The organism is Pseudomonas fontis (assembly GCF_028656955.1).
Taxonomy (GTDB): domain Bacteria; phylum Pseudomonadota; class Gammaproteobacteria; order Pseudomonadales; family Pseudomonadaceae; genus Aquipseudomonas; species Aquipseudomonas fontis.
Genome location: NZ_JAMDGY010000020.1, coordinates 232128 through 250278, shown reverse-complemented (window position 1 = coordinate 250278; position 18151 = coordinate 232128). Strand labels below are relative to the sequence as shown.

16 protein-coding genes are annotated in these 18151 nt (G+C 56.6%); 7 read left to right on the top strand and 9 right to left on the bottom strand.

What is annotated here, in order from left to right:
- Positions 1-86 precede the first annotated feature (86 nt).
- Complete coding sequence (locus M5G11_RS08400) at positions 87-656, top strand: hypothetical protein (protein ID WP_273908984.1); 570 nt, start codon at positions 87-89, stop codon at positions 654-656.
- 775 nt (positions 657-1431) lie between these two features.
- On the opposite strand, the gene M5G11_RS08395 is transcribed toward M5G11_RS08400, so the two are convergent.
- Complete coding sequence (locus tag M5G11_RS08395; RefSeq protein ID WP_273908985.1) at positions 1432-1986, bottom strand: GNAT family N-acetyltransferase; 555 nt, start codon at positions 1984-1986, stop codon at positions 1432-1434.
- Positions 1987-2082: 96 nt separating this feature from the next.
- Between M5G11_RS08395 and M5G11_RS08390 the strand changes: the two genes are divergently transcribed.
- On the top strand, positions 2083-2568 hold the full coding sequence (locus tag M5G11_RS08390) for a hypothetical protein (RefSeq protein WP_273908986.1): 486 nt from the start codon (positions 2083-2085) through the stop codon (positions 2566-2568).
- 297 nt (positions 2569-2865) lie between these two features.
- On the opposite strand, the gene M5G11_RS08385 is transcribed toward M5G11_RS08390, so the two are convergent.
- The 7 genes from M5G11_RS08385 to M5G11_RS08355 form a co-directional block, all read right to left on the bottom strand.
- Positions 2866-3666, bottom strand: coding sequence for a hypothetical protein (locus tag M5G11_RS08385; protein ID WP_273908987.1), 801 nt, complete (start codon positions 3664-3666; stop codon positions 2866-2868).
- The gene (locus M5G11_RS08380) at positions 3663-6212 is read right to left on the bottom strand and encodes a type IV secretory system conjugative DNA transfer family protein (protein ID WP_273908988.1); all 2550 of its coding nucleotides are present in this window, start codon (positions 6210-6212) and stop codon (positions 3663-3665) included. Before M5G11_RS08380 ends, M5G11_RS08385 begins: the two co-directional genes overlap by 4 nt.
- A 76-nt stretch (positions 6213-6288) precedes the next feature.
- On the bottom strand, positions 6289-6780 hold the full coding sequence (locus tag M5G11_RS08375; protein ID WP_273908989.1) for a hypothetical protein: 492 nt from the start codon (positions 6778-6780) through the stop codon (positions 6289-6291).
- Positions 6780-7115 (bottom strand): hypothetical protein, encoded by a 336-nt coding sequence (locus M5G11_RS08370; RefSeq protein WP_273908990.1) that lies wholly within the window; start codon positions 7113-7115, stop codon positions 6780-6782. Before M5G11_RS08370 ends, M5G11_RS08375 begins: the two co-directional genes overlap by 1 nt.
- Positions 7116-7144: 29 nt before the next feature.
- Positions 7145-7894, bottom strand: coding sequence for a hypothetical protein (locus M5G11_RS08365; RefSeq protein WP_273908991.1), 750 nt, complete (start codon positions 7892-7894; stop codon positions 7145-7147).
- 17 nt (positions 7895-7911) lie between these two features.
- Entirely contained in the window at positions 7912-8634 is a 723-nt protein-coding gene (gene stbB, locus M5G11_RS08360) for a StbB family protein (RefSeq protein WP_273908992.1), read from the bottom strand.
- 28 nt (positions 8635-8662) lie between these two features.
- Positions 8663-9208, bottom strand: a complete 546-nt coding sequence (locus M5G11_RS08355) for a hypothetical protein (protein WP_273908993.1) — start codon at positions 9206-9208, stop codon at positions 8663-8665.
- A gap of 352 nt (positions 9209-9560) precedes the next feature.
- On the opposite strand from M5G11_RS08355, the gene M5G11_RS08350 reads away from it, so the two are divergent.
- The 4 genes from M5G11_RS08350 to M5G11_RS08335 are packed head-to-tail and all read left to right on the top strand — an operon-like array spanning position 9561 to position 15325.
- Positions 9561-9995, top strand: a complete 435-nt coding sequence (locus tag M5G11_RS08350) for a hypothetical protein (RefSeq protein ID WP_273908994.1) — start codon at positions 9561-9563, stop codon at positions 9993-9995.
- Entirely contained in the window at positions 9992-14887 is a 4896-nt protein-coding gene (gene mobF / locus M5G11_RS08345) for a MobF family relaxase (protein WP_273908995.1), read from the top strand. Before M5G11_RS08350 ends, mobF begins: the two co-directional genes overlap by 4 nt.
- 46 nt (positions 14888-14933) lie before the next feature.
- Positions 14934-15155: a hypothetical protein gene (locus M5G11_RS08340; RefSeq protein ID WP_273908996.1), complete on the top strand. Its 222-nt coding sequence runs from the start codon at positions 14934-14936 to the stop codon at positions 15153-15155.
- Complete coding sequence (locus tag M5G11_RS08335; protein WP_273908997.1) at positions 15152-15325, top strand: hypothetical protein; 174 nt, start codon at positions 15152-15154, stop codon at positions 15323-15325. The genes M5G11_RS08340 and M5G11_RS08335 overlap by 4 nt, the downstream gene beginning before the upstream one ends.
- A gap of 158 nt (positions 15326-15483) precedes the next feature.
- Here M5G11_RS08335 and M5G11_RS08330 read toward each other — a convergent pair whose 3' ends face one another.
- The gene (locus M5G11_RS08330; RefSeq protein WP_273908998.1) at positions 15484-16308 is read right to left on the bottom strand and encodes an abortive infection family protein; all 825 of its coding nucleotides are present in this window, start codon (positions 16306-16308) and stop codon (positions 15484-15486) included.
- Between the two features lie 375 nt (positions 16309-16683).
- On the opposite strand from M5G11_RS08330, the gene M5G11_RS08325 reads away from it, so the two are divergent.
- A complete protein-coding gene (locus M5G11_RS08325; RefSeq protein WP_273908999.1) occupies positions 16684-17961 on the top strand; it encodes a DUF5623 domain-containing protein in 1278 nt (425 codons plus the stop codon).
- Positions 17962-18151: the final 190 nt, after the last annotated feature.

Here is an 18151-nt window from a genome sequence, read left to right as displayed (position 1 = left end):
CGATTTCGCTTGCGCGTCAGCTCGCCAGACGAACGGTTTTTTTCGTGTAAAATCGGGCTCTTACCTTACGTGCTCGGGGACTGAGCTTGGCTAAATTTCACGTCGATTCTATCCAAGAGTGGCAGTCGTTCGAGCACGACGGCGTTGAGTACGATCTCGGCCACCTGTCGTCGCACCTGGTGGTCTTCAAGGCCGATAGACAAGACTACGAATTCGTTGTGACTTACGGCCTCCACTGCTTCACGAAAGACGATAGCGGCACCAACATTCCGTACCGGTACGAAGACGGTCGGCATGGGCAAATGGTCTGCCTAGAACGCTTCGAAGCCTCCAAGCAGCTCAAGGGCATCATAGAGAAGCTGGACGCCGCTACGATCTACCACACGGAAGGGGAGCGGTTTTTCACCATGAGCGTGTTTAACAGCGCTACCGGCCTGCTGGAACCGTACAAAGTGTGCCTAGCGTTCTATCGCGAACACCGCTTGCTGCGGATTCACGTCACCAGCGCGTATTTCGCACGCACTGGCGAAGGCTCACCGGATACCCCGATCAACAAAAAGGGGTTTAGTGTCTTCAAGGTCGCGATGGATACGCAAAGAAAGCCCAAGGGCCAATGCCCCAAGGAAGTACGGAATCGGCCGAAGCCGCAAAAGTGAAGGGCAAGAAACGGCGAATCCCGCTCTAGGCGGGATTCTCAGCCGTCGATTGCATGCGTTCGACGGGGCAGGACGCTGTTACCTGGCACTGGGCCATCTGACTTTCATCAGAAGCGGGGTGCGATCCGAAGATCCCTGTAACCACCCTGTGGTTCACGCCTAGGCGCAGATGAATAATAGTGAATCCATAATCACTATGTCAATCATGCTGTCACCTCCTGGATCACCTAGATTCCCCCCCGATCATCCCTCAGCCCCCGTTCAGAGCTGGCCCTGACAGCGTCCAATTCATCGGCCAAGCTGGCAGGCCTCTCAGGCTGCTCATACAGGGCCAAAAACTGCTTTTGGGCGTCAAGGACATGCTCTACCCGGCGCTGCTGTTCGGCGGTTTGCCGCTTTCTCCGAAAATCCCGTATCGTCAGTACCTCGTTGTCAGTAAGCCCCCAGTGTATGGCCTGCTGACGGGGGCATTTTGCAGGGGGTTCCGGCTGCGCCGGGGTCCCACATTGGCTTAGCGTACGATTTTGTCCGCATTCTGCGGGCTACCATCTATGCGCGTGGTGCTGATATTGGCATGCCCCAGCCACTGCTGGACCCTGGCGATATCGGCCTCATGCTCCAAAGCATTGGTCGCGGCGGTTGCGTGGGTTGTCGATATTGGCGAACCATTCGACTGCGGCCGGCACCTTAGCCAGGACCTGAAACTGCGCTGCCGTCAGACGACGGTCTGCTGGGGCTCCAATTAGCTCACCAGAGCCGGATGAGTTGACGTCCTTCATTTTATGCCGGGCCCTGCAGGCTGACCTGCAGCGTGCTCACTCGCAACCCATTCCCAATATTTACGGATTGAACGGTCTACCTCAGACTCCGGTATCAGGTGTTGCCAGCGCTCGGATTCTTCGTCCATCTGAGTCTGAGATCCCAACTGAGGGCCAATTTCAGCACCTGCAGCTTTGAACCTGGCCCGAGCTTTGTCCCAGAACCCGTGCGATAGCTCGTACTCGTAGAGGGGAATGATTGGCACCTGGTGCGTTTGCCAGAGGTGCCATAGCAGTGCCAGTCCGTTGCCCTGACGATGATGCTCGGGCGCTATCTCGATCTTGTTGATATACACCCGGTCCTTGAGCACGTTGAGGCTGTAGTCAACATGGCCGATGCGTACACCGTCCCGCTCAGCGACGATAAACGATCCCGCCCCTGGAAACGGGAACTGGAGCCGCTGGGTGTCGTTAGAATGGTCGATATGGATCGCCAGTGATGACAGACTGGTTGTCAGGCGGTTTGAAGCGCGCCGCTGGAAAAAATCGCGCATGGGGTCAAAAAGCGACATACGGCCTCCCCGTCTAAAAAGTTCGCGTATTTTATCGGTAATTTTCAAACCTGCTTGGAATTGAGGCGAGGAGGGTAGGTCGGTAGCATCCAAGCCATGAAACCTCACCTGAATGATCTGCTCCTCGATCACATCATTAACTCCGTTCCCGTCCTGCAGATCGGGCGTGATCGTATGGCCTACTATCCAGGCTCTGCGTTCGCCGGCCTGGCCAGCAACGCCTATCCGCAATCCTGGAGAGCATGGGCATCGAAAGAACCCAGTGGTTCACTTTGGTTCGCGATCCACCTTGATGCGATCGGAATTTACTGGGAAGTTGACTATATTGCATGGGCGAAAGGCTGCGCTTTCGTCTCTACCCCCGAGCATCGACTCTATTGGGCGCACGGCAAACCTGGGCTGGCTGAGAGGGTGCTGCGCCCCTTGTATCTGGACTGGATGCTTAAAGGCGCTCTTGTGGCTGAGTACGGGCCTGATTATTTACCAGGGTTAGCCGGCGACCCAGTGCTCCTGGACGAGTACAGCGAGTACCAGGAGCAAATGGCCCAGCTACTGAGCAGATTCGCAATCGAGGCGCGATAGGTTGAGCAAGCATTGACGACAACCGCGAATATCCTTAGATTGAATTCACTTGCCGAGAGAAACGAGGGCGAAAGCCTCCACCCGCGGACATATGAAAGTGCTTAACGAAGAAACCACCTCACGGTGGTTTTTTCGTTCTGGCGCCGAATTTACCAGTAATCCTTCAAAGCCTCCCCCTGGTGCGCAGGGACATGTCCCGCCCCGGCGCTCAACATTTTCCCTTCTGGGCTCGGCCCGCGCAGCGGGCATAAAGATCCCGGCCGAGGCTGGGATCCTTTAAGGCGCGAGCCGACAAGACTACCAGTCCAGGACCTGGACCTTGCCTGGCACGCCCGTGGACGCCGCGTGAGGCTTTGCCGCCGGTGCGGGTGCTGAAGTTTCCAGCGGCATGAGCGGCTCGGGTGCTGCCTGCGCGGCCGGCATAGAGCGAGAGGCTGCCGGCTTCGCTGGGGACGCGGGATCTTTCAGCTCCCGCGTCTCAGTTTTTGGGCCTGTGGCCGTTTTGCCTTGCGCAATCTGCAGTAGCTCGCGGTTGATTTTGTCCAGGTAGTTCATGCCTTCCTGGATCTTTGCGTTTTCAGTTTGATAATGCTCATCCAGTTTCGGACTGGTTCCATTCGCAACCCAGCTGTCGCGGTCGAGTTCGATGAAGACCTCGAATGCAACTGGATCAATGCCCTGAAGGGGCTTGATTGGTACTGGATAGCGCTGAAGCAGATAATCCACGTCAGGATCTGTTTCTCGATTGGCTAGTAGCGGCCCGAAGCGTTCCAGTAAGGCATCACGCTTAGAACTGATCCGAGATTGCAATGCCGTCAGACGTTGTTTTAGGCCCACCACCTGGATGGCCGCAATGCGCTTTTCCTCGGCCACCCGTGCAGCCTTTGCCTTCTCGGCAGCAGCGATACGAGCAGACTCTTCCCGAACACCTTGGGTGAAGTGCCCCGCGCCGGCGGCAACTGCGATGGAGAGCGCCGCGACACCGATCGCTTTCATTAACCGGCCAGACTTGAGTTGTAGCGGCTCGCCGACGATAACCGAACCGACCTGGAGCAGGTCGCCATGCTGGGCTAGGAGATGTGCGGAAGAGTTTTTCATGCTGCTACCTCCTCAGCGGCTTGTTCAATTTGCTGCTCGGTCGGGAATGTGAACATCGGATTGAGACGGATCTGGGCGCGGCGGACGGTGCCGCAACGATTTACCGCAGCCAGGGCCGTGAATTTTTTCATCGTCAGGGACCGAATCTCCTCCGGCGACACGAGCGGGATCTCGCCAATTTTTACGCTGCCAGCCGGCCGCTCCCGACGAATTGCGGCAGGCAGCTGCTGCCATGCCTGTTCAGCGCCCAGTTTCTTCGCTAATTCAGAGACAGTGCTGATAGCCTGGCCGACATGGCTATACGAGCGGCCAACTTTGATCATCTCGTCGGATGTCTGCGCTTTGGCAGCTAAGGTTCCAGTGGAGTAACCGCCAGCATTGGCGCCGTAAAGGTTCGCGGTGGCCACCGGATCAGTTGTGTTCGCAGCGACCTCAGAAAACACCACGCGAGGTGCAGCCCCCAAGCGCTGGGAAACGTAGTCGAGGGTCATCTCAGAGCCGACTTGCATGCTCACCACAGAACGATATTGATCTAGGAGCATGATCGTGGCCTGCTCGTCCTGCAGTGCAACCTGCAGACCATCGAGGCCCTGAGTCGAGTACAACGCGCACAAACCGAGCGAGCGCGCTTTAGGCAGGATCGCCAGCTCTTCATGCGAAACCAGATCCTGTGCCTCGTCGACTACCAGGAGCACAGGCTCCTGGCCTTCGGTTTTCCAGTTGTCGCCACGGCGCTTGATCGCGCTATAGAAGCGACGCTTAGCCAGCGCCGAAATGGCAACGCCACTCTGGGTATCAGGTAGAGCCAGCCCAATCATTGCGCCGTAGAGGCAGTCCTCGATCTCGACACCCTCAACGCAGTCAGCCCACGCACCAAGCTCTTGATCATTGATGAGAGTACCGAGCCAGGTTTCCAAATTGAGTTCGATGGACGAACGGGTTTCGGTGGCTTTCTGCAGGTGGCGCACCATGAACGAGTTATAAGCACGATGCAGGTGTCCAGGGAGAAGATGCATGCAATCGCCTTCGATCAGTTCTTTTGCGCGATCACGGCTACTTGGCTCAAATGCGAGTTTGTAGATTGAGCTGAGATTCCATGGCCACTCGACCGGCTCCAAGGCATTCATGAGGGCAAGGACTTTCGCCGTGCTGCGCAGCAGCTCACGGGCGAATTGCTCCCACTCGCTGCCCGAAACGTCGCCCGCATTACCTTTATCGGAGCTGAATAGCTGGAAAAGAGTATCGGCGACTTCATCCGGCTGGAGATTCTGGATGGCGTTGAAGTTCGACGATTCGGGGCTGATAACCTGGTAACCAGGCAGGCCTGCGAGCTCTTTCGGAAGTTGACCCTTGCCGTCCAGTACCAGCAGGCCGCCTGCTTTTGCCTCTTGCCATTGCCAGACCACTGGCCGAATCACCGCTGCCGTTTTACCGGTCCCGGTTTGGCCTAGCACAAGCATGTGCGTCGAAAGGTCCCCCACGGACAGGCCGAAAGGCATGCCCGCTTGGGCGGGGCTATACGGATCACGTCGTTCAGCAAATAGGTCAGTTGCAGTGCCCAGGTTGATGAACGAAGACTTTTCGTTCATTGCTCGTTCGATCTGTTCATTCAATGCGCGATCGAAGTCCGCGAATTTGCTCTTACCTTCCTGCTCAATGAGTTTGGGATAGGCAGAGACCGCCAGGGCCTCGCGGGCCGCCGCAGCTCGGGTCTTAGCGATCGAGGATAGGTCGAAGATCGCTAGGAACGACCAAACTGCAGCGCCGCCAGCGGCGACCGGCGCGATGAACCAGCTCAGGGAATCGGAAGCGACGAATAGACCGGCCAGCAGAATGGCGATTCCGGCGACAGCCATTGGCATCGACTCATCGACCAGTGCTTTGCGCAAATAGGACACCGATAGGTCATCGGGCACGATCTGACCATCAACAGGGTTGCCATCGCGATCGTACGTCCATGATCGATACGAGCCAACCAGATCGGCAGGAGTCCGAGGCGGAGTTACGCGCAGCAACACGCGAGCGCCGAACTTTTTCACATCCTGAATTTCATCCTCAGTTAGCAGCGGGCCAGCAGGGACCATCAGTCGCCAAGCCCTAGGAGTAAGACCAAGCGAGCAAAGGAGAACGTACCCCCCTACCACAGCGATGCAGAGACCGGCAGCGATCGAACCCCATTGCCAGGCGAGGCTGGAACCGTTGCGACCCATGAGGTAGGCCGTAGCTGATACTAGGAGGAGCGAACCGACGCTCAGCGCGAAATTCCGGGCGCGTAGGCGCTTCTGGAGTCGAGCGCCCGCATGGAATGCAGCGCGGCCATAGAAGGCGCGGCGCGTGAGCGATGCACGATCCGATGGGAGGGCCTCGACCACATCATCGTGGAGGATCTGATTGGCCGGCCAACCGCGAGTATCCGCGCTCAGTTGTGGGCCAAGCGCTATGCGAATGGCCTGTGTTCGGCGCTCGCGCCATGCGCGTTTTGCTGCTTCAGGATCTGTGGCCCAAAGAAGCAGATTTTCCATGTAATTACGGAATTGCGTTACCATACAATTTCTTCCTTTCGTGGGTTTTTCCTGCCGCGAAACCGGCTCACCTGAGTTGCCGCTCAGGTGAGCCACCCTTTCAATTTGCTTGCTTATTTGCGTTCGCCGCCGCAGCAATTTGAGCGCTCTCGATTACCAGCGCCCGCGATGCATCAGCTATTTTTGCTCGAGTGTCCGCATTGCGGACCCGTTGCTCAAAATGACGCAATTGAGGCATCCGGCCAGTTGTTTCTGTCTGAATCAGGTCCGATTTCATTGCGTCCAGGAAGCTGTTCAGGCTTGGATAAAACCTGAGGCTGCTGTCGTCCGGTGGAGTACCAGTTGCCAGAGCGATACGAAGAGCACGGTTCTCCGTTTCGAGGCGCGCGATTCTTAGGTCGGCGGCGATTAACCCAACGTGCATTGCCGCTTGCCCAGGCTGCTTCAGGTCATACAAACCGAGCATGTCTTCACGAGACTGAAACTGAGGTTCGCTCAATCCCGGCAGGCAATCCACAAGAGGACAAGCACCCACTTGACCCGTGAAGACTGCGACCAGTGCCGATGCTGCAATTAGGGTTCTGTTATCCATCACATTGATCTCCCGGCTTGTTCGCCCTGTTTGTCGTGGCTGACCCGATGATCAGTCAGCTTTTTTTGCTCCTCCTGGACCGCCTCCTGGGCATCTTTGCGCTGCTCAGCGTAGGATGCTGGAGCGTCGTCCCGCTGCTGATGTTGCTTATGCAGCTCTTCCATGCGCGGATCCTTGGCCAGTGTGTCCAGGCCATCGAGGTCCCGCCCTTCAAGGCGTTTGAACTCTTCGCGCTCCTCATGTCGGGCGCGGATAAAAGCCTCTGCGTCACTGCCAAGTAGGCTCACCTTCTTTTTTCGCGCACGAAAATCCCCATCATCGCCTTGGTTGACCATGCGATTTCTCCTTCAGTAGTGGTTGCGCGTTAGCGCTGTTGTTTGGCGTGGATTTGTTGGTTTAGGTATTGGCTGGCCATCGGCACCAGGACGCTGAGCGACACGACGATGCCGATTGCCAGACCCGCGCAAAGGTCGATCAAGCGAGCTGTACCTGTGCGCTGAGCCGTGGCCGCAAAGTTGGTGGTCATCTGGCGCAAGGCGTTGTCTTTGTCCTGTTCGAAGTACGTCAGTCGCTCCATCACCGCAGCCGACTTAACTTTCTCTGCGTCGAGTTGGCCTCGCAGTTGGTTGCGCTCTGCGAAGTAGTTAGCTGAACTCTCGCCTAGCTGTGCCATCGCCGCTTTAACGCGCCCAGCTAGGTCATTGATGGCGACCTCAACCGCTTCTCGCTCAACTTGAAGCTTGGCATCGATGATCGAATCAGCCAGCACCTGAGCAATCCCCTCCCGCAGTGAGGCTCGGAAGTCGATCTCATCGGCCGGCCTGAGCAAACGACCTGGTAGACCGGCGATCTGCCGGCTGAGGGAATCGAGCGTTCGCGAGAAGCCATCCAAGTTCATGGTGTCGATTGATGATGCTGCGCCACGGATATTTTCTGCAGCATCGAGCAGTAACTCTGCAATTCCCTGCTGCTCGCCAGAGCCATGTAGAGATCGATCGACGGCGACCATCTGATTTGCTGTCGCCTCGAAACGATCAGCCAGCTCGAAGTGATCGCGGAAGAGCTCGCGCAGCATCAGTTGCTCCCGTGTGAGAGCAGCTTCGCTGACATTCATCGGGAGCGCGCTCATCGTCAGGCCCCAACCGTCGAAGTCAGCAGTTCGAAAACCTGCTGCAACTGTCGATCCATCGATTTGGACTGCTTGGTGATAGCCAGCATGTCCATGGCACGACGCCAAGCCTTCTTGTCGTCGGAGCGAGTTGCTTCTTTCAACTCGGCCTTGTAATCGGTGATATCACTCAGTGCTTGGACGATGTTCATTTTCTTATCCGAGAGCAGGGCGAAAAGCTCCGACTCAGGGACAACGCATGCCGGATTGGCAAACGCCACACCGCTTTTTTTCGCGAAGTTCAGCACGTCCGCAAACTCAGCCTCGACGCCATCAACGACTCGGTTGAACACGAACTGAATTTTTTTTGGAGGAACACCGAGAGTGCTGAGCATGTGGGCCGTTTTCATGGCCTCAGTGCGTTCCTTGGTGTCAGAAGTACAGGGGATGACGAACAGATCGATTTCATCGTGGCCATCCTCGAAACGGGAAAGGCCGACCAGGAAGTCTTCGATATTCGATGCGCCAACATCCAGGATCAAATCGTCGGTGGAGGCAAGTTCCGCATAGATCCGGGCGAACTGCTCGCCCTTCAGTTGCTCAACGGCAGCGCCAAGGTCACCACCCGCGGCGTTGATCGTTTCTACTGCCAAGATCTTCGCTTCCGGCATACGTGGCGCGAACAGGTTTACTGAGAGGGTGGTCTTGCCTTGGTTGCCGCCAAGGTTGACGAGTGCTACGCGCATTTTTCTCTTCCTTTCGTAGAGGTTCCGACTAGTCGTCGGTTCGGTACTTCTCTGGATCAAGCTGACCAGTCATCGCTCGGAGATCACCAGCGGTAAGTGGCGGTTTTTTTGCTGATATCTCAGCGGTTTTCACTCGTTGCACCGGAGAGGTCTTAACCTTTAGGTGACGGTCAATCTGCTCCTGCTCTGCCGGGGTCGGTGAGGCTGTCAACTCTTCGTGAGCTGGCTTTGAACCGTCCTGATAGACCCGGTTTTCCTTCTTGCCTCGCTTGTTTGCACCCAGATACGAGGCGTATTCCTCTGGCATGTTCTCGACCATGAATTTGCGTACGGTCTTGAGATCGACCTTGATGCCAAGTGCTTCATCAAGTGCCCGATGGATGTCCTTTACGGTTTTCCCGCGCTGCATCAGTAGGGCGATCTGTACTCGCACCGGATTCAGTAGGCGATAACCAGCCCCACGCCGGTTTTTCTGCTCGGTGGCTTCCTCTTTTGCGAGCCATGCCTCCAGTTCTGCAGCCATCTCTTCGGCTTCCTGTTGTTCCGCGATCAGGTCCTCAGGGCGTTTGAACATCCCGACCTCCTCCAGTGTGATGTTAATGGTTGAAACTGGATTTTAGTGGGTCTTTCTGGTTTTACACACCCCTTGGAATAGATTTAAAGCTGGTTTTATCTGGTCGTCAATGGTTATTACTGGTTTTTCTTGATGGTTTTTATGGTTTTACTGGTCTTGCTATGATGGTTTTTCTGGATTATTGTGGTTTTGCGATGAGGTTTTCTTAACACATCTGCACCCTTCGGGTGCTTCGCGTCGGCCCGGAGCCCACGCCATGCGCGGCCTCCAAGTCGGAATAGCAACAAAGCAAAGCAAGGTACGCCGGCTAAAGCCGTCTACCTGAGAAACGCTCTCAGAAGGGAAAAGGAAAATGGCGCGGAAGAAGGCCGGGGCGAAGACCTCGACCCAGTACCTGGATGCGGTTGCGGCAGTGCGTCTGGAACGCCTTTCGGCTCGTCTGGGCGTCGCTCAAGGCCGCGTGCTCGATGCCCTCATGTCTATGCGCACAGACGAAGAAATCGCCGGTTTCATGGCTGCGCAGCGTTTCAGCGCCGATCCTTCCCGACCTGTTCCCGTTCTCCTCGATGGTCCGGTTGTGGCTTCGATGGCAGGCGCAATCACCCAGTCCGTTTCTTCCCTTCTGGGCTCTGCTCTTCCTGATCTGCTGTTGCAGGTTCTCGCCAGCCAAGCTGAACGCCGGCCTGAACTGCTCGCCGGCACCATCGAGCCGATGCTCAATCGGCTCGTGCCGATGGTTATGGATCGCCTCATTGCCGAGCAGACAGGCATGGAGATTGAGCGATGAGTCACTACGGGATGAGCAACCAGAAGACCACGGCCAGTAATTTTGCTGCCAAGGCTTCCTACTTTGAAAAGAAGCTGAAGGAGCTCCAGGCCTTACGTGAGAAGCGCATTGATCTCGGCGCAGAGCGTGGCGTGACAGATGAGGTCATGGCTGCCGAACTGGCGAAAGTCGACACCGAGATCGCCGCTATCGTCAGTCAGGTGGAGGGCGACCAAGGCACAGGGCGAGAGGACTACTACCACAAGTCCGGCAACGACACTTTGGCATCGGGTATTGCAGGCCCGTTGTCCAACAAGCTGGGCCTCGGTGAGCATCCGCAGGACGGTGATTACCTAGCTCTTTTCCGTGGAATCAACCCACGCACCGGAGAGGCGTTCCTTGATGAGAAGCGTCAAAATGCCATCGACAAGGCTATTCAGGAAGCTGAGTCGAAGAAGGCAAACCCGTCCTCGAAAAAGCAGCTCGACGTCGGCGACCTAGAGCGACTGGAGAAGGACGGGAAAGAAAAATCGGCAAAGGATCCTGTTCTCGGCTTCAGCTCGTGTGTGAGCCTGCAGAAGTCCATCAGCATCTACTGGGCACAGGCCGACGACCAAACCCGTCGCGTGATCCAGGAATGCATGATGGGGGCTGTGAACGATGCGATCGAGCGCGAGCACCGTACTGGCCGGATTCGCGGACGTGAAGGCGCTCAGGGCGCAGAGTCTGTAACCGGCGAGTGCGTCACTCTGACATATGCCCATTGCACAGCACGTCGCGCCCCCGGCCAGGACTTCCCTGATCCTCAGCTTCACGTACACCTGGAACGGCCGAATTTCGTTCGCACCGTCGACGGCAAGTTCCTGACCCTCGATGCGGGATGGCTGTACAAGAGCCAGAAGGAGTTTGGTGCAGTCGTCGACGTGGCCTTTTATCAGCGTCTCCAGGCACGCCTCCCCGAGTTGGCTTCTGCGATGGTCGTTGATTGGAGCGGGCATGGCCTGCGTCTCAACGATGCTTCAGTTTCGAAGGAACTCGTCGCCGAGTTTTCCAAGCGCAGCGAGCAGATCCAGGCAGAGAAGAAGACTATGGCCACCTCTGGCCAAGCTGCAGCTCAGGCTATCGCCGTCCGAAGCCGCGATGCGAAGGACATCGAGCTAGGCGACAGCCTGGATGGTCATTGGCGCGAAGCGATTCCCACTGTCGAGCTGAAGGCATCAACCGCCAAAGATCTCCAGGCACCGAGTCTCACTGAGCTGCAGCGCATGGTGTTCCGCGGATCCACCGTGATCGATGAATTCGCGATCGATTCTGCGGCCGCGCACCTGACCATTGGCAAAGGTGGCCTTGAAGAAATCGAAGCAACCAAGTCGGAGATTTACAAACAACTCGGCCTCATCGAAATTCCCCAGCAGCCGGACGAAAACGGCCGCATGCCGCCGAAGCGTTACACGACGAAGGAGCTCTTCACCCTTGAAGCTGACTGCGTAAAGGCGGTGCATGCTGGTCTCGATGATCCGAGTTGGAATGTTGGCCGTGCTTTTGTTGACCAGGTGATTGACGACTATGAGAAGGAAAAACAGGCGACCCAGAAGCCAGGCGAAAAGCCTTTTCGGCTCACTCAGGAGCAGCGCCAGGCTGCCTACAATCTGACTGGGCCAGGTCAGTACACATTCTTTAAGGGGGCGGCTGGCGTTGGTAAGTCTTCCACTCTGGCGCCGACCTTCCGCGTATACGCCGAAGTTTTCAAGGCGCAGGGGCGCCGTGTAATTGGCGTTGCGCCTGCAAACAAGCAGGCAACGGAGCTGGGTAAGTCGACCGGTATTCAGGCCCAGACTGTCCATTCACTACTGATCAAGCACCAGAACACGCTTGCCGCGCAGCAGGCTGGGCAGCGTTTCAAACAGCAGGATCTCATCGGACGCGGCGATATCGTCGTGTGCGACGAAGCCGGCATGCTGGACACCTACCAAATGCATAACCTGGTGGTGGCTTGTCACCAGGCAGGCGCCCGCCTGATCTGCGTTGGTGATAGAAACCAGCATGACGCAGTGGAGACAGCCGCATTGTTCGGCCTTCTGCACGACGCTGTTGGGGATCGCTGCGCCAAGATCGAAACGATCGCTCGCCAAGTCGACCAGTTCAGGCCTACTGCTCAGGCCCTTTATGAAGGCAAGGTGAGCGATGCGATCCGCCACATGCAGCGCGATGATCAGCTCAAGGTTTTCGCTGACGGCGTGAACGAAGCTGACGAGTTGGTTGGCGATGTTTTCTCTGATATGAAAGCTGGTCTGCCAGGGAGGGATAGCGTTGTCCGTGAGTTGGACTGGTCCCAGATTCTTGTCCTCACTGATACGAACGAACAGGTACGGGCGCTCAACCACAAAATTCGTGATGCCCGATTCGCTCGTGGTGAATTGAGTGCTGTAGGTAGCGTAAGCATCGAAACCGAGGTACTGCCCGGCGAGCGATTCACGATCCAGGTTGCGATTGGTGACCGCCTGCTTTTGCGCAAAACGGCCAAGGACTCTCAGAACGAACCGATCTACAACGGGGACCTTGGCACCGTGCTGGGTATCGAGCGAATCACCCGCGAAGTCGACGGTGAGCGGATCGAGGACATTCTGTTCACGATCACCCGGGACGATGGGAGGACGGTCAAGATCAATGCCAGTGAATACGAGTCGCTGCAGCACGGCTATGCGATGACCGGCCACAAAGCGCAGGGCATGACTGTTATGCAGTCTTACTACCTGCCGTCATCCTACGCTTCCCTGCAGGCTTGGTATGTCGCCTATACCCGCGGAATCCACGGGTGCAAAACGTACCTGAGTCAAGCCAACTGGCTCCCATTCAAGAGGTCGACGGCGGAATTCGTCTACAAAGAGAACGCTCTCGACCTGATGCCTCAGGCTCGCGAAGCTATTCGCGCATCCGTCCATACAGGTCAGCCGTTCAGGCTGACCCCTCAGAAACTTTCCGTCCTCGATCGTCTCCAGGGGGGCTCTCCACTTTTCCAGTTCCCCGGCCAGGCGAAGGAGCAGCCCCAAGAACAACCCCTCCGGTCCGTCGCTGTCCTGCCGCCCGTAGAGGTTGAGATCGAGCACGCCAAGGCCTTCGGCGCCGAAATCGTCGACCTTCGCATCGACGAACAGACCTGGCCGGCTGATGCCCGACGCGTTGCCGTTGTAGCTGCAGAAAACCCCGCTCCAGGTGCAGAAGTTGCGCGATGGACAAACCCCGGCTCATGCGTTCCCCCAGAGCAGCGCCGCGACCTTTGCGAAACCCTCCAGGTAATGAAGACCGCCTTATTCACCACGAAGCTGAAACTGATGAAGCCTGAGCCTCAGGAGGCCCGCTATGTCCGAATTGATCCTGTCCGACCTGCCACCCTTACCGGCCTCGGCCGATACCCCTGCGTTGATGGACGACCTGTCGCCGCCGATGGAGTTTCCCGACCCGAATCCCGAGCCGGCGCCGCAGGCCATCGAGTCGTCGGCAGCCTCGGCCAATTTGAGCGCGCCACCAGCGCCGGTGACGCCGCAAACGAAGAAGCCTTCTCCCGTCCGCTCGGCAACATTAAACGCCCTGCAGGGCGAGCTTCCTCAGACGGCCTGCGTGCGTTGTCCACATGCGATCTGGCAGCAGGTCCCGGAAGGGGACGTGAGGGTCTATTGCCCGATAACACACTCGCTGATCGACAGCCTCTTGGTCGAGTGCGACGGCAGGTTCCTGGTACTGCTGTAGCACGCTCAATGAAATATGACAAAGCATCAGACGCCCGCGAAGTCGCCGCGATGAAGCGCGACGTTGACCTGACCGACTACGCTGTTCACCTGGGCATGGAGTACGACAAGAAGGCCTCGTACAAAGGACATGCTGTTTTCCGCCACGGCTCAGGGAAATACGACATTTACCAGGCCGCTGATGACAATTGGGTCTGGCATGACCGCCATTCGGGGAAGAGCGGTGACATCTTCAAGTTCTATCAGGAAGCCAGGGGCGGCACCTTCATCCAGGCCAAGGACGATGTTCGTGCGTTTCAGGGGGGCGTTCTACCTTCGCTGGGTAACTCAGCGGAAGAGCAGGCCCGTATTGATCGCGCACGTGAAGAGTCGCGACAGAGGAAGGAACGCGAGCGCCTAGAGACAATCGCAACCAGCACGGAAAACCACTACCGCACGTTTGGCTTCATGTCTCGTCGTGATAGCTACCTGAGCCAAGAGCGAGGGATCTCGTCCGAAGTGTTGGCCGAAACGCGTTGGCGTACGAGCCGGCATGGATCCGCTGTTTTTCCTCACATTGATGCTGATTCTAAGTTCTGCGGCTATGAGTACCGCGGTGCTCAGGTGATCAATGGCGAACGACGTGAGTTCAAGGGCTTTACGACAGAAACTGAAAAAGGTATCTACCTCGCCAACCCGAAATGCGCAAACCCCACCGAAATTCGTTTCAGTGAGGGCGGTGTTGACACCCTGAGCACCTACCAGCTCGCCTCACCCGAGGAGCGACAGCGAGTTCTGTTCGTGGGCACGACTGGCGAACCGGGTGAAAATACTCAGAAAGCCATTATCGCCCTGGCCAAGCGCTACAACATCCGCTTTTTCTCCATGGTGTACGACCGTGATAACGGCGGCGATCATCACACCGCAAAGCGTACAGCACACCTGGCCGAGCACTTCCCTGATGCCTTGATTGAAGACGTGCGCGATCGCATAGGCCTGCAGCTTGGCGAGGACCCGAACCAGGCTGTGCGGCGTCTTCTGGGCAAAATGGGCGAGTCCATCGAGATAACAGCCACTCCAACTGGGGCTGAACAGCTTCCTGCAACGGCTACTCTGGTTCAATTCACTGAACCTGATCAAACCACGGAGCATGACGCCGAGATTCGGTCACAGACTCGACACATGTAACTCCCGCAGTGAGTGCCAAATCTCTTAACCATGAAAGGAAGAAACCATGTCTGAAACTTCCATGCATGAAATCTGGCAATTAACTGGGCGGCTGAGCGATTACCAGAATGCCAACCTGTTTGCGCCGGTCAGTGCCGCCTCCCTGTTCGACGACGCGTCAAGCAGTGTGGGGAGTCGAGTCGAACTGTTGTGTTACGACAGTTCGACCCTGGTGGCCAAGTGTCGGGCAGCCGACATCCAGGTTACATTGCACGGGCAATGGAAATGACTATTCGAATTACTTTTGCCCTCGACTTAAATGAGAACGATCGAGATGCGCTGCGAACGCTCCTCGAACGTGCTGAGACGGCCGCCAAAGCTGCAGCCCCACACGATCCGCGTGAGCAGGCTCGCATCATAGATGTGCTTGCCGAAATCAGAGCGCAGTTACCTGATTGAAGACTACGGCAGGGAGAGGGCTGCTTGTGTTATCAAAAATCAGGGGCGTAGCGTCCTACGTCTTGTAATCATTATGAATTACTCAAGACCTATGCACGGTGCATAGGTCTTGAGTAGACAACCTCGGAAGCCCCGTCGTTCCTACCGAAGCGGACATCTCATGTCAGTGCGTCCAGCAGCATTGACGCAATGTTGCCCATGGACTCAATGGAAAAACGAGCCTGCATGGGAGTGATACCGCTAATCCAAGGCCGGCCGTGACCAGTACCCTCTTTGTTACGCAAAGCGTTCAAGGCGCAGCCCAGGTCATATGTGGCGCGCTCCATTCGCCTATGGGCAGGCTCACCAGCAACTACAGGATCGCTAGGCGTGGCGAGACCAAGGGCCGTAAATGCTTGCCCTAATAATGTTGGAAAATTGGAGGTGCTTGGGTACGAGCCCCATTTTTCAACCAGCACATGAGCAGCTGTTGCTTCCAATAGGTCTTTGGCCGTGCCAGCTAACAGCGGGCTGTCCAACGCGCCGCGCCGTGCGCGGTCAGCATAAGCCTGCAGCGCCGACGTAAGCGCCTTGCTCGTCAGTGAGTCCAAAACTCGCGGCTGAAGCGAGCCATCCAATGAAAGATCCCAGCCTTGTGCAGCAAAGACCGCGATGAGATTTGTGATTGCCTCTGCACCGCAGTAGTTGCGGGAGGTTGGGCGAAATCCACCGTAACCTTGGACAGTAGATATGAGTCCGGAAACCAGGGCCTCGCCGGCGGACAGATCATTAGATAGCGCCCAGCTCAGTGTGCCGCGTACTCGTTTTGATTTTCCGATGGGCTTGCTATTTGACCTTCCTGGATCAGCGGGAGTGAGCTTGGCCTGGTCGATCTGGAATTCGATGTCAGAGTGGGTGGGCTCACGCTTTTCAGTTTGTGAGTCATCAACGAGACGAGAAATCGCTACGGCGATAGCGTCCGTAAGTGGAGGTCGGTTTGCCATGATGCCTGGTTCTCTCCCTAACCATTAAGACTAAAGCGCAGCCTCTGGAATAATGAAGGTCGCAAGACCAATGACTGAACACCACAACCCAAGTACGGAGCAATTGCAAGCGCTGCGAGATGCTGGTCAACCAAGCGTAGCGGTCCCCACCCTCCCTCGGTAGAAAAGGCAGCATAACAAGCACCCGTAGAGGTGGGCGTTGCTACTTGAACTGAATGTAAAACCGTTGCTACCATGCGATCGCGCCCCGGCAGGCGTATGACACCCGTCTTTAAAGCTGGTAACGGCACTGCCTTGCTAAGCGACCGACTGTGAAATCAATCGGTCTGTTGTAGCGGAGACGGGTGACGCTGCGTGATAGGCCGGGAGACATTCATGGTTACCCTCGCTACTCCTCCGTCTACCGTCGACGGCATCAAGCGCCTGGCAAAGGCAATCAAGCGCGAATTTGGTATCACTCATTACGAAGCCCTCGAAGAGGCTGCTCGCAAGGCAGGATTCCAGAACTTCCTGCATGCCAAGCGTGCGATTGCCAAGGCCGCGGCTCAAATCTATACCGCCTATGTGACTGTGTACTGGAATGATCTCAGGTCTGAGGTTCCATCCTCTGGTCGCTACACTGTAGGGGTCCATCTCAAGCGCCCCCTGTCTGAGTTGCTTGCTGATGGTCTAAAGTTTGGTGGCGCGTATCTGAGCAAGTTCAAGCTTGAAGCCTCAGATCACCTTGAAATGCGCACGGATGCTGCCAGCCAGATCAGTGCGATGCAATATCTGGATCAAGCCAGTTTTACTCTTCTCTTTATGAACTCGACCGGGTTGGTGAGAGTTTTCCGGAAGGGGATTATTGAGATCATGAATGGCTTGGGTAGGGTGCCCAAAGCCGACCACATGACCGGCTGGGAGGATCCACAAACCGGCAATTGGTTACTGCTAGATGAGCCCTACATTTCGCCTACTCCGGGGTTCCGGAAGGAATGGTTGCAGTCGAATGGGCTATATCAGGTGGCACCAGAGTGGCCGGGGCTCTACTACCCGGGTCAAGCCGTCCCATACTTAATTTCACCTAGTCAGGAACTACTCGCGAAGGTACAGGCCCAGGTGGAGGGAATTCCGGAAAGTTCTTATCCGAAAGGTATGCCTGAACAAATGGCATACGACTCCAAGTTTGTTAGCCCAGCCCGTACCGCCTCCGGAAAGCCGTACAGATCGCGGACAATGCCATTCGTTGGTGTCAGAAATGGAGCGATAGCGTACGGCGGGGCGCCAGGGGTTCGTTCTAAGTGGCGCCCGGCACGTGGCATGTCATTGGAGATGCACACAACGATTGGGCCCATCCTGCATAAGCTCTGCAATAGTTCTGCGAGTGCTGCCGGTGTAACTGCCAGAGTTTACGAGAGATTGAACCAGGTGCGATCGCGCCTTGAAGACTGGGCTTTCATGGAGCATCCCGGCGGTATTACGAGAGAGGTCGACGCCAAGCTCTATTACGGTCCTGCAGTTGAGGGATATCCCAACCAGCAGGACACTCTAAAGGCCATCGAGACTGTCCGAGACTTGCTCCTTAAAGGCTATGAGGAGTGCAAGCCAAGGGCTCAGATGCTGGTTAAGATTGAATCCGCTGCCGCAGACCTTCTGAAAAAAGTAAGCCGTTAGGCGTTGGATTTACGGCATGGTCGCCTTACCTTAGGGGCGGCCATGGTTTACCGACGCAGATCATGACCGGCTCTGCTCCAGTGCCTGGCCGGAGGGGATACCGAATAAAGTATGATCGAGCCCCGGACAACTGAGCATCGACCTCAATGCTGTCCCCGCCGGTGCAGCACTACCCACCACGCATCTCCAT